Below are 13,002 nucleotides of genomic sequence, written 5' to 3' on the forward strand. Positions count from 1 at the left end.
AGGACCACATGAAAAAAATTAAACTCGGTTTTATCGGCACAGGTGGCATTGCGCATTTGCATGCAAAACAAATGCTGGACGAAAAAAATGTTGAAATTTCGGCAATCGCTGATCCTAGTACTCATAATAGAGAACGCTTTCGTACAACGTTTCATCTAACAGATGTTGATCAGTACTCTGACCATGAAGAAATGTTAGAGGAAGTTGCTTTAGATGCTGTTGTGATTTGCTCTCCGCATACACTTCATAAACAGCATGTCGTTGATGCCTTAGAGCATCAATGTCATGTGTTAGTTGAAAAGCCAATGGCTTGTTCTATGGAAGAATCCGCTCTTATAATTGAGTTAGCCAAAGAAAAGGGGAAAATTCTCCAGGTTTCTTATCAAAGGCATTTTGAGCCGTCATTCTTATATATCCGAAACGCCATCTCAGAAGATGTTATCGGTCAGCTGTCATCTGTATCAGCCGCTCTTTATCAGGAGTGGGGCCATCTTTCTAAAGATACGTGGAGACAGGAGCCTGCTTTATCTGGCGGTGGGATGCTGATGGATTCTGGTAGTCACATTATTGATGTTCTTTTATGGACGACAGGATTAAAGCCGCTAGAAGTAAAGTCAACCGTTGAAACACATGGTTGTCCGGTTGAATTAGATTCTGTTTCTACGATTAGATTTGAAAACAATGTTGTTGCAGGACTAACCATTATTGGAAATGCTCCTTGTTGGCATGAAACCTATGTATTTTGTGGAGATCAAGGAGCGATCTTTTTTGATAATGGAAAAATAACGGTTCGAAAATTAGGTGAAGATCCAATCATTCCAGTATTGCCTGAACAAAAAACAAACTCAGATAAAAGTTTTATCAGCTCAATTGTAGGTGAACATGAGGTAATGGTGCCTGGAAGCTTTGCGAAAGAGGTTGTGAGATTAACAGAAAAAATCTATGAAAATGCCGGCTATCATCCTTATTCGATTAAGAAGGAGGGATCATGATGACACAAGTGATTCAAATTGGAATCATTGGTAGTGGCGGAATTGCAGCAGCTCACGCTAGAGCTTATAAGAAAATGCCTGAGGTGAAAATTGTAGCTGTTGCTGATGTAATTCCCGGTAAAGCAAAAGAATTTATTGAAAAGCTTGATCTTGTGGATGCTAAAGCATTTGATGATCACAGGGAACTTCTCAATTTAGATTTAGATGGAGTAAGTATTTGTACTCCAAATGTCGCTCATCACCAAACAACAGTGGATTCATTAACTGCAGGCAAGCATGTGCTAGTTGAAAAACCGATGGCTGTTACATTACAGCAAGCAATTGAGATGGTAGAAGCATCTAAAAGAGCTGATCGCATGCTTACAGTAGGCTTTCAACCAAGATATGACCCTAATATGCAAGCGGTAAAAGAGCTAGTTCAATCAGGTCAATTAGGAAATGTCTATTATATCCAAACAGGTGGCGGACGCCGTCGCGGAATGCCGGGTGGTACGTTTATCAATAAAGAGTTAGCGGGTGCAGGTGCGATGGCGGACATCGGATGCTATTCATTGGATTTAGCGCTAAACACACTTGGTTATCCAAAACCATTGACGGTTTCAGCTTATACTTCAAATCATTTTGGAACAAATCCACTTTATCATCAGGCGGCAAATAAATTTGAAGTAGAGGACTTTGGTACAGCCTTTATTCGTTTAGAGGGAGGGATCGTCCTAAACTTTAAAATATCGTGGGCCATGCATATGGATTCACTTGGGCCAACCCTGTTTTTAGGTACTGATGCTGGATTGAAATTAACGCCGGCAGGAAGCGGGCCATGGAGCGGAGTTTGGGATGGAGGTATAGGAGAAATCAGCTTGTTCCATGATATAAAAGGGCACCATGTTGAGACAGAGATTCCAGTAAAACAGCATCAACTTGACATTTTTTATGAAAAAGTCCGGGATTTTGTTGTTTCAATAAAAGAAGGGAAATCAGCTCCAATACCCGGTGAGCAGATTGTAATTAATCAAGCAATTATAGATGGGATCCTGCGATCTTCTGAAGAGGGTAGAGAGGTTTCAATCGAGATTCCAGATTTTAAATAGAAAGTATGCGGAGAGAAAGAGGGATCTTTCTCTCTTTGTATTTGTAACTGAGAATGTGCGGTTTTTGTCGAAAAAAGTCTAATCGAAAATAAATTCTGAAAATAGCAAATAAATCTTCATAATCGTTGATATAATGATAGAATCGAAGGTAAATCCAAATAATCGTAAATAAACCCCACATGCCCCGTATTATTTGTTTGTTTTTCAAGCCTAGAAAGGGAGATGAAACATTATTAAAGCAGAAGAAATATTATCGACCAAAAAGATTCTCATGTTCTTTGTACCTTTAGGATTATCAGCCAGTTTAGTTACGTTTTCTCATATGATCATTAATGGAACATTAACAAGGGGAAATGATGCGGAAGTCATTATTGCCAGTTATGTTGTTGCAATGAGCTTGTTTGGAATCACGGAACGTTTGGGGGTATTGCTGCGAAATGCTTGCTCGGCATTAGTTCGTGACAAAGTTTCATTTCATGCGATGTCAATTGTAAGCGCTTATGTTGTGTTAGGATTAATGCTGGCTACAGCTACAATTGCTTTTACACCTGTAGGGGAATGGGTTTTTTCAACATTTTTTGGAGCAGATCAAAGCATGATTACGCAAATTGTTGGTGTGTATCAGGTTCTTATTTTTGTTACCTTCTTTTCAGCAATAAGATGTTTGTTTCAAGGTGTAATCATTCTAAATAGACAAACAAAATGGCTGACAATTGGGATGATGATCCGTTTGCTTGTCATGTATCTTCTTTCTTTGTATTTTATTCAGACTGGAAATATCGATGCTAGAACAGGTGCCATTATCTTTTTATCAGGAATGATGGTGGAGAGTCTGATTAGTTTTCTAGAGGGAAGAGTCCTTGTGAAAAAAATGGCGGATAAAGATCCAACACATTCCATTCGAACGAAGAAACAGATTTTCCAATTCTATCATCCACTTATTCTTTCTTCATTAATTATCGTTATGGTTGGACCTGTGATTAACGCCTTTTTAGGGAAAACAAGTGAAATTGAATTAGCGATAGCGTCCTATGCAATTGCTTTAAGTATTACACAATTATTTTTAAGCTTTTTTACATATACGCACCAAATTGTCCTGACATTTCACAAAGATCATCCCCAAAAGGTACAACAGTTTACATTTATGATTGGATTTCTTCCGACGATTATCTTAGCCATTTTTTGCATGTCCCCATTAGGGGCGATTTTTATTGAACATGTTTTAGGAGCAAATGATCGGCTTGTTAAGGCAAGTCTTGAAAGTCTATATGTTTTTATGCTCATGACATTAGCTTTTCCGTTTATTGATTATTGCAATGGTTTACTAATGGTAAGAAAAAAGACAAAAGTAATGGTTTTCTCACAATCGACTAATCTTATTTTTACATTTTTGGTTCTTGTTTTTGCTTCAGCGATTGTTCCCCATTGGAATGGAAGAATTGGCGCTATGGCTCAATCTGTTGGCATGCTTTCAGAACTTTGTATGTTAGCCTTTATTTTATACAGCGGAGGTAAAAAGAATAAAAAAGGTCTAACCCAGCTTCATCATACGGAAAAGAATTTTGTAAATGGTTAAATCATGAATTTTTTGAAAATTGCCATGAAACTGATAACGCTTACATATAATGACCTCAGTAGTATGTTTGACCAAAGGTTAAAAAATTCTACTGGGAGGGATAAGCATGCATGCTGTATGGTTAGCCGTAATTGGTACAATCGTATTTTGGTTAGGCTATCGGTTTTACTCAAAGTTTGTAGCTGAAAGAATTTACCGACTTGATCCAAACTTTGTCACACCTGCACATGAGTATAACGATGGTGTAGACTTTGTCCCAACGAAAAAGTCTGTTTTATGGGGACATCATTTCACCTCAGTTGCAGGTGCGGCACCTATTGTAGGACCTGCGATTGCTGTATACTGGGGCTGGCTTCCTGCCTTGCTGTGGGTCTTATTAGGTACTGTTTTTGCTGCTGGTGTTCATGATTTCGGAACATTGGTGCTGTCTGTACGTAATAAAGGCCAATCTGTAGGAACTTTAGCAAACAAGTTAATTGGGAAGCGAGCGAAGTTATTATTTTTATTCATAATTCTTATTCTAGTATTAATGGTAAACGCTGTATTTGCTTGGGTGATTTCGAACTTATTCATTAAGTTTCCTGCAAGTGTAATCCCTGTGTTTATTGAAATTCCGCTAGCTATTTGGATCGGGTATGCGGTGTACAAAAAGAAAGGAAGCATGCTGATTCCATCTATTATTGCTCTTGTAGTGATGTATGGGTCGGCTGTATTAACAAGTAAAGTGCCAGCTTTACAAATTGATTTAGTGAAATATTTCGGAGGTGCAGAGGCTACTACTCTATTTGGTCTAAACGGTGTTTCTCTTGCTTTTTTTGTATGGATTGTGATTTTAATGGTTTATTGTTATATCGCATCAACTCTGCCAGTTTGGAAGCTATTGCAACCGCGGGATTATATTAATTCACATCAATTAGTCGTTGGGTTGGTCATCATGTATGGAGGGCTTTTATTTTTAAACCCTGAAATAACTGCACCGATTACGAATCCAGAGGCGACCGATAAATCGTGGTTCCCATTACTCTTTATCACAATTGCATGTGGGGCGATTTCAGGATTCCACGGACTTGTTTCATCTGGTACCTCATCAAAACAGCTAGATAAAGAAACAGATGCAAGGTTTGTTGGGTATTTAGGTGCCGTTGGGGAAGGATTTTTAGCTCTCATTTCCATTATTGCTTGTGTAACGGTTTTTTCAAGTGTCGGAGAGTTTAAAGAAGCTTACAGTTCATTTGGAGCAGCAAATGGAGGCGGTCTTGGAAACTTTATCGCGGGTGGTGCACAGCTTGCTACAGGAATAGGGATCCCGGCAGATATAGCTGGAACGATTATTTCTATTATTGTCGTTAGCTTTGCGGCTACAACGCTTGATTCGTCTGTTCGTCTCATGAGATACATCATAGCTGAATTAGGTACAGAGTATAAGGTACCTTCATTAACCAAAACACATGTTGCCACATCAATTGCAGTTGTTTCAAGTGCTGCGCTCGTCTTATTACCAAAAGGTCCAAATGGTTTTGGTTCTGGCGGATATTTATTATGGCCATTGTTCGGAACATCCAATCAATTGCTAGCCGGAATTAGTTTACTACTCGTTTCAATTTGGCTAAAACGCCTCGGTCGAAACTATCTTGTTACGTTTATCCCAATGGTGTTTATTTTATTTATGACGATATGGGCAATGATTCAACAAGTAGTCTTTGAATGGTCAGGATTAGGTGCTACTGATATGAATCTATTGTTGTTTATATTCGGAAGCATCATCTTAGTGTTTGCGATTTGGATTGTGTTAACAGCCCTTAAGGAATTAACGAAACGAGACACCCCTACAAACCTATAACTTGCAACAGAGGGAGCCTATTGAAAAACAGGTTCCTTCTCTTTTTAAGGAGCTGAAGGGTTATGAATTTAACAACGATAAAAAAACTTATTCAACTATATGATGACATTTTATCTGTTCAACATAAAACAGAAGTAGCAAGAGAAATACGAGATGAAGATGATTTATTTCTTTTTTTATGTTTATCAGAGACTCTCGGACTGCCAAATCCGGCATTTTATTATACATTAGAGCTTTATCCTCATATGATTGAGAAATTTCATGATTGGCATCTGAGAATGGGAATGGAGAAGTCCCCTTTAGATGGCTTACGTTGTTGTTAATGTAATAAAGGAAAGGCGGTATTCAGCATGAAAGAGAAGATATTGTTTATAGGAGGAAAAGGTGGGGTGGGGAAATCGACAAGTGCAGCGGCGATCGCATTAATGCTAGCACAGCAGCAAAAGAAAACATTGTTAGTTTCAACAGATCCCGCACATAATGTTGGGGATATTTTTCACCAAACACTAAAAAATCAACCTATAGAGGTTTTTCCTCAATTATTTGCGCTGGAAATTGACCCGGCAATTGAAACGAAAAACTATATAAAAACCGTAAAGGAAAATATTCGCGGTGTTGTGAAATCTCACATGGAAAACGAAGTGTACCGTCAAATTGATGCAGCAAGCTCCACACCTGGTGCTGAAGAGGCATCGTTATTTGATAGAATCGTGTCGATTATTCTTGATGAAGGAGAAGAGTATGATCATATTGTGTTCGATACAGCTCCTACAGGACATACGATTCGGTTATTAACACTTCCAGAGCTAATGAGTGTTTGGATAGATGGTATGCTTGAGCGAAGAAAAAAACGGAATGAAACATATACACAATTACTAAATGATGGTGAACCAATCGAAGATCCAATCTTTCAAGTTCTTCAAAATCGCAAAAAGCGTTTTATGAAAGTCCGCCATGTTCTATTAGATCAGGCACAAACAGGCTTTATTTTTATTCTAAATCCTGAACGGTTATCTATTCTTGAAACCTCTAAAGCGATCGACATGCTTGCAACTCATCAGCTCAAAGTGAAAACATTATTTATTAATAAAATTTTAACTGAAAGTGATATTGGTGAGTTTTGGAAAAAAAGACAGCAAACAGAACATAAATATATAAAATGGGTTGAAAAAGAATTTGCTAACCAAGAAAAACATTATATTCCATTGTTTGAAACAGATATTCATTCTCTTAGTTTATTAAAGGAATTCGCTCAATATTTAAAAGAGCATATACCGACTTAACCGAAATGGAGCAAGAATGCTCCATTTTCTATTAGTTAACATAATTAAGTTATTTTAAACTTACAGAAATGCGTTTTTCTGTAAAGAAAAAGAAAAAAGGGATACACTAATAATAATTGGAGGGAGAGCATGGATCGTTTAGATGATTATATTCAACAGGGAATTCACGGACCACGTGAAATTAATCCAGATGAACGTCGAAAGTTTTTAGGAACATTGCGGGAACGCGCCGTCGTTGTTCTCACAAAATCACAAGTGAGAGAACCAGGAACATATAAAGAGGTCGAAAATTTAATGGCAAAAAACAAGGAAGCAACGCTATTCCTTAATGGTAATATGAATTATTCCTATCTTTCTGATTATATAAAATTAGCGGATAAAGTCGGCAATAAATTTGTGATGTCAACTAATAAAGAGCATGATAGTGATCTAGGTCTTGTGCTAGCGTATGATCATGCAGTAAATATAGAGGATATCTACATAACAAATGACAACGAAAAAGATCAAGAGGAACAGCATGACGAAAACAGTTTATTTCGTTTCTTTAAAAAGTTTTTTTAAGAAAATATCTGAGCTATTATAAAAACCCACATTTGTCCTAGTTCATTTTTTAGAATCCATCCGTAGTATATGGAAACAACCTATGGATGGAGCTGAAGAAAATTGGCAAAAAGATATAGAGGAAAAACATTAACGTCTTTACCATCAAGGGGAAGAGGAACTTGTCCATTGTGTGGAAAAACAAGAATTAAGCTTGTCTACCCGCATCGAACCGAAGCAAATGAGCTTATAAAGGTTTGTAAATTTTGTAGAAATAAGTAACAAAGCCAATATTTATGTGTTGGCTTTTTGTTATGGCTGAATATTTGGTGATTTATCTAAATAATCAAAATACTTATATTCGATTATAACGGTCATTTCCGCGAATAAGATAGTAGTAGGCAGTACATCATCTGTTCTCAATAGTATAGGGGGGAAATCATGAGCTCAATACAAGCGAATATGGCAGGTAGCATATGGAAGATTCTTGTTGGTATTGGTGACAAGGTAGAGGCAGGTCAGGAAGTTGTGATCTTAGAATCAATGAAAATGGAAATACCAATAGCCGCTGATTCAAAAGGGGTTGTGAAGAAAATCTTGTTTAATGAAGGAGATTTTGTTAATGAAGGTGACTCGTTAATCGAACTAGACTAGAAAGGGGTAAATGCTTTGAAATGGCCACAAGCTGTGACGATCAAAGAGGTCGGTCCGCGTGATGGACTGCAAAATGAAAAAACATTTATTCCTACAATGGATAAAGTGAAGTGGATTAACCAATTGTCACAAACAGGTTTATCATATATTGAAGTTACCTCCTTCGTGCACCCTAAATGGATACCAGCATTAGCGGATTCAGAACAGGTTGCTAAAAGCATTACTCGTGAAAAAGGGGTAACTTATGCAGCCCTTGTACCGAATGAGAAGGGACTTGAAAAGGCTTTAGAGTCAAACATTGATGAAGTGTCTGTCTTCCTTTCAGCAAGTGAAACACATAATCAAAAAAATGTAAATAAATCAATTGAATCTAGTCTGACAATCTTACAATCTGTTATTCAGAATGCAAAACGCTCAGGAAAATCTGTTCGAGGATATCTTTCTACCGTATTTGGTTGTCCCTATGAAGGGAAAATATCTCATGAAAAAATCCTGAAAATATGCGAAAAATTATTTGAAATGGGTGTATACGAACTATCACTTGGTGACACAATTGGAGTTGCAACACCTAAGCAGGTGCAAGACTTATTAACTGAAGTATTAAAAAGGTTCCCTGCAAAGCAAATAGCCATGCATTTTCATAATACAAGAGGAACAGCGCTCGCTAATGTAACCGCTTCCTTAGATGCGGGTATTACCGTTTTTGATAGTTCATTAGGTGGACTTGGCGGCTGTCCTTATGCACCCGGGGCATCTGGAAATGTCGCAACAGATGACCTCCTTTATATGCTCCAAAATATGAACATCCAAACAGGAGTTGATACACAAAAGCTCCACAAAGCATCCGTCTTTATCCAAGAAAAAATCGGCCGGCCTTTATCTAGTCATAGTTTGCTAGTTCTTCAGAATAAGTGAAAGCTATAAAGGAGGGAATAAAATTGTCGCATGATAAAACATTGGAAGAGCGCATTCAGAAAATTAAAAAAGGAGGACAAAGCAAATATCACGCAAAAAATAAAGAAAACGGAAAGCTATTTGTACGAGACAGGCTTGAATTATTATTAGATGAAGGATTAACAGTAGAAGACAGCCTTTTTGCGAACTGTCAACATGATGCCTTCCCAGCGGACGGTGTTGTAACTGGAATCGGAAAAATAAACGGGCAAACAGTTTGTGTGATGGCAAATGATTCCACGATTAAAGCTGGATCATGGGGAGCAAAAACGGTTGAAAAAATCATTCGAATACAAGAAACGGCTGAAAAGCTTTTTGTTCCGATGATATATCTCGTCGATTCCGCCGGAGCTCGAATTACAGATCAGGTTGACATGTTCCCAGGCAGACGCGGTGCAGGGCGGATTTTTTATAATCAGGTAAAACTTTCCGGGAAAATCCCGCAAATTTGCTTATTGTTTGGCCCTTCTGCTGCTGGGGGTGCATATATTCCTGCTTTTTGTGATGTTGTCATTATGGTGGAGGGAAATGCCTCCATGTATCTCGGCTCACCGCGAATGGCTGAAATGGTCATTGGTGAAAAAGTCTCCTTAGAAGAAATGGGCGGCGCAAAAATGCATTGTTCAATATCAGGATGTGGTGATATTTTGGCAAAAACAGAGGATGAAGCCATTACACTTGCACGTCAATACCTCTCATACTTTCCTGCAAGTTATCAAGAAAAACCACCAATCGTTGACGGAGTGCCTCCTAAGTCATTTGAACAAACAATCGAAGAGATCATTCCAACAAATCAAAATGCACCTTTTAATATGTACGACCTCATAGAGAGAATCGTTGATGAGGAATCATTTTTTGAAATCAAGCCATTATTTGCCCAAGAGCTTATTACAGGACTTTGCCGCATCAATGGCCAATCGATTGGCATCATTGCCAATCAGCCTCGTGTTAAGGGCGGTGTGCTTTTTCACGACTCAGCCGATAAGGCTGCAAAATTTATTTCCCTATGTGATGCCTTTCATATTCCATTGCTATTTTTAGCAGATATACCGGGATTTATGATCGGAACAAAAGTCGAGCGAGCGGGTATTATTCGCCATGGCGCTAAGATGATTTCAAGCATGGCAGAGGCCACTGTACCTAAGATATCGATTATTGTCAGAAAGGCATATGGCGCAGGATTATATGCAATGGCAGGTCCAGCGTTTGATCCGGATTGTTGTTTAGCTCTGCCAACTGCATCAATTGCCGTTATGGGGCCAGAAGCAGCTGTAAATGCTGTTTATGCGAATAAGATTGCTGAGCTTCCTGTTGAAGAGCGTGCTCTATTTATTCAACAAAAGCGCGAGGAATATCGAGAAGACATTGATATTTATCGATTAGCATCTGAAATGATTATAGACGGGGTCATTCCATCGAATTCATTAAGAAATGAATTGCTTGTCCGTTTTGAAGCATATATGTCAAAGTATATAATCTTTTCAGACAAAAAGCACCCTGTTCACCCTGTATAAAAAAAGATAATAGACATCTAGAATGAAAGGGTTTGAGAGGATGGATTTTCAATTAACGAAGGAACAAGAGATGATTCGGAAGCTAATACGTGATTTTGCTGACGCCGAGGTTGCACCAGGGGCAGATGAAAGAGATAAAACCGGGTTATTTCCAAAGGGGATTTTTGGAAAGTTAGCTGACCTGGGTATGATGGGTTTACCTTTTCCAGAGAAATATGGTGGGGCAGAGGCAGATACAACCTGTTTTGCGATTGTTGTAGAAGAATTAAGCAGAGTTTGTGCATCAACAGGAATCACTTATTCTGCTCATATTTCATTAGGTGCAGCACCTATCTACTTATTTGGAACAGAAAAACAAAAAGAAACCTATTTAACTCCACTATGTAAAGGAGAATACCTTGGGGCATTCGGTTTAACAGAGCCAAATGCCGGTTCTGATGCAGGTGGGACACAAACAACTGCCACATTAAAAAACGATCACTGGGTGATTTCTGGCTCCAAATGTTTTATTACAAATGCTAGCTTCGCAGAACATGTAGCCATCACAGCTGTGACAGATCGATCCAAAGGTACAAACGGGATAAGTGCCTTTTTAGTACCAACAAATGCAAGCGGGTTTACAGTTCATGCTAATTACGAAAAGATGGGCTTGAATGCATCGAACACAACCGAGCTTATTTTAGAAGATGTGACGATTCCCAAGGAGAATTTACTTGGTGAAGAAGGAAAAGGATATAAGCAATTTTTAGCGACCCTTGATGGCGGGAGAATAGGAATTGCTGCCATGGCGGTTGGAATTGCACAAGGTGCTTATGAAAAGTCGTTACAATATGCAAAAGAAAGAAAGCAGTTTGGAAAAAGCTTGTCAAAATTTCAAGCCATTCAATTTAAGCTTGCTGATATGGCGATGCATATCGAGGTAGCAAGAAACATGGTGTATAAAGCTGCATGGCTTAAAGACCAAGGTAAGGTTTTTAAAAAGGAAGCGGCTATGGCAAAATTATTTGCCTCTGAAATGTGTATGAAGGTATGTGACCAGGCAATTCAAATTCATGGAGGATACGGCTATATGAAAGAATATCAGGTAGAGCGGTTTTTTCGTGATGCGAAATTATTGGAAATTGGAGAAGGAACATCAGAGGTTCAACGAATGGTTATTGCCCGGCAAATTGGGTGTTAGCACATAGCGGAGAGAAAGTGAGGTGGAACAGATGTTTAAGAAAATCCTAATCGCCAATCGCGGGGAAATTGCCGTGCGAGTGATAAGGACATGTAAGAGGCTAGACATTAAGACCGTTGCAATTTATTCAGAGGCAGATCAAGATGCACCACATACAAGGCTGGCGGACGAAGCTTATCTTATCGGGGGGCCACGTGTCACAGACAGTTATTTGAAGATTGATAAGATCATAGAAATGGCGAAAAGTTCTGAAGCGGAAGCAATTCACCCTGGCTATGGCTTTCTTTCTGAAAATCCTGAGTTTGCTAGAAGGTGTGAGGAGGAGGGACTTGTGTTTATAGGACCTTCTCCCGATGTCATTACATCTATGGGGAGCAAAATTCAAGCTCGGATTACCATGGAAAAAGCAGGTTTGCCGATTGTACCTGGTATTCAAACACCAATTCCAACTGCGGATGAAGCAGTAAAAATTGCGAGAAAAATTGGTTATCCAATAATGTTAAAAGCCTCTGCAGGTGGCGGAGGAATTGGCATGCAAATTGTAAGAAATGATAAGGAAATGATCAATGCTTTTGAGGGGAACCAAAAGAGAGCAAAGGCGTTTTTTGGGAATGCAGAGATGTATCTTGAAAAATATATTGAAAGCCCGCGACATATTGAAATGCAAATTTTAGCTGATTCTTTTGGTCATACCGTGTACTTAGGAGAAAGAGAATGTTCGGTTCAACGTAGGCATCAAAAAATAGTAGAAGAAGCACCATCAGTATGTCTTGATAATGAACTGAGAAGAAAAATGGGGGAGGCCTCCATTCAAGCAGCTAAAGCCATCGGTTATAAAAATGCTGGGACGATTGAGTATTTAGTTGATGAAAACGCAAATTTCTATTTTTTAGAAATGAACACACGATTACAGGTGGAGCATCCTGTGACAGAAGAAACGACAGGAATTGATTTAGTCGAACAACAGCTTCGTATTGCATCGGGAGAAGTATTATCCTTTGGCCAAAATGAGATAAAGTGTAATGGTCATGCAATAGAAGTACGGGTTTATGCAGAAGACCCAGTCACATTCTACCCTTCTCCTGGAATGATAACAAATCTTAGTCTACCGAAAGGAGAAGGGGTCAGACATGAGCTAGGTGTTCATGGCAATTCAAATGTAACTCCATTTTATGATCCGATGATTGCAAAGCTTATTGTAAAAGCGGAGAACAGGGAACAAGCACTTATAAACCTTGATCGAGCACTGTCCAATTACAAGGTAGAAGGAATCAAAACAAATATCCCTTTATTGAGGAAAGTGATTACACACCCTGCCTTCCATAAAGGGGATACAGCAACAGATTTTATAGAAAAATATATAAAAAATTAAGGGGGTGAG

The 13,002-nt window shown here is 38.6% G+C and carries 13 protein-coding genes; all 13 read left to right on the top strand.

Translation table 11 applies throughout. The features are described 5' to 3' along the window. The first annotated feature begins 8 nt into the window (after nucleotides 1-8). Nucleotides 9-992, top strand: coding sequence for a Gfo/Idh/MocA family protein (locus tag AC4GZ8_RS01840; RefSeq protein WP_491080095.1), 984 nt, complete (start codon nucleotides 9-11; stop codon nucleotides 990-992). Beyond that, nucleotides 992-2,080 carry a Gfo/Idh/MocA family protein gene (locus AC4GZ8_RS01845; protein WP_491080096.1) on the top strand — a complete coding sequence of 363 codons (1,089 nt, stop codon included), beginning with the start codon at nucleotides 992-994 and terminating at the stop codon, nucleotides 2,078-2,080. Before AC4GZ8_RS01840 ends, AC4GZ8_RS01845 begins: the two co-directional genes overlap by 1 nt. 271 nt (nucleotides 2,081-2,351) lie before the next feature. Next, the gene (locus AC4GZ8_RS01850) at nucleotides 2,352-3,656 is read left to right on the top strand and encodes a multi antimicrobial extrusion protein MatE (RefSeq protein WP_491080097.1); all 1,305 of its coding nucleotides are present in this window, start codon (nucleotides 2,352-2,354) and stop codon (nucleotides 3,654-3,656) included. A gap of 106 nt (nucleotides 3,657-3,762) precedes the next feature. Beyond that, nucleotides 3,763-5,496 (top strand): carbon starvation CstA family protein, encoded by a 1,734-nt coding sequence (locus AC4GZ8_RS01855; protein ID WP_491080098.1) that lies wholly within the window; start codon nucleotides 3,763-3,765, stop codon nucleotides 5,494-5,496. A 62-nt stretch (nucleotides 5,497-5,558) separates the two neighbouring features. Then, nucleotides 5,559-5,819, top strand: coding sequence for a cory-CC-star protein (locus AC4GZ8_RS01860; RefSeq protein ID WP_491080099.1), 261 nt, complete (start codon nucleotides 5,559-5,561; stop codon nucleotides 5,817-5,819). A 27-nt stretch (nucleotides 5,820-5,846) separates the two neighbouring features. Continuing rightward, nucleotides 5,847-6,779, top strand: a complete 933-nt coding sequence (locus tag AC4GZ8_RS01865; RefSeq protein ID WP_491080100.1) for an ArsA family ATPase — start codon at nucleotides 5,847-5,849, stop codon at nucleotides 6,777-6,779. A gap of 129 nt (nucleotides 6,780-6,908) precedes the next feature. Next, entirely contained in the window at nucleotides 6,909-7,340 is a 432-nt protein-coding gene (locus tag AC4GZ8_RS01870; protein ID WP_491080101.1) for a YueI family protein, read from the top strand. A 102-nt stretch (nucleotides 7,341-7,442) separates the two neighbouring features. Beyond that, nucleotides 7,443-7,601 carry a hypothetical protein gene (locus AC4GZ8_RS01875; RefSeq protein ID WP_491080102.1) on the top strand — a complete coding sequence of 53 codons (159 nt, stop codon included), beginning with the start codon at nucleotides 7,443-7,445 and terminating at the stop codon, nucleotides 7,599-7,601. 159 nt (nucleotides 7,602-7,760) lie between these two features. Beyond that, nucleotides 7,761-7,973, top strand: a complete 213-nt coding sequence (locus tag AC4GZ8_RS01880; RefSeq protein ID WP_491080103.1) for an acetyl-CoA carboxylase biotin carboxyl carrier protein subunit — start codon at nucleotides 7,761-7,763, stop codon at nucleotides 7,971-7,973. Between the two features lie 15 nt (nucleotides 7,974-7,988). Next, nucleotides 7,989-8,888, top strand: coding sequence for a hydroxymethylglutaryl-CoA lyase (locus AC4GZ8_RS01885; protein ID WP_491080104.1), 900 nt, complete (start codon nucleotides 7,989-7,991; stop codon nucleotides 8,886-8,888). Nucleotides 8,889-8,911: 23 nt separating this feature from the next. Beyond that, nucleotides 8,912-10,441 (top strand): acyl-CoA carboxylase subunit beta, encoded by a 1,530-nt coding sequence (locus AC4GZ8_RS01890; protein WP_491080105.1) that lies wholly within the window; start codon nucleotides 8,912-8,914, stop codon nucleotides 10,439-10,441. 40 nt (nucleotides 10,442-10,481) lie between these two features. Continuing rightward, nucleotides 10,482-11,621: an acyl-CoA dehydrogenase gene (locus AC4GZ8_RS01895; RefSeq protein WP_491080106.1), complete on the top strand. Its 1,140-nt coding sequence runs from the start codon at nucleotides 10,482-10,484 to the stop codon at nucleotides 11,619-11,621. Nucleotides 11,622-11,652: 31 nt separating this feature from the next. Next, nucleotides 11,653-12,993, top strand: a complete 1,341-nt coding sequence (locus AC4GZ8_RS01900) for an acetyl-CoA carboxylase biotin carboxylase subunit (protein ID WP_491080406.1) — start codon at nucleotides 11,653-11,655, stop codon at nucleotides 12,991-12,993. The last annotated feature ends 9 nt before the right edge of the window (nucleotides 12,994-13,002 follow it).

This window comes from Metabacillus sp. RB-C-LZQ-3-1 (assembly GCF_058315175.1).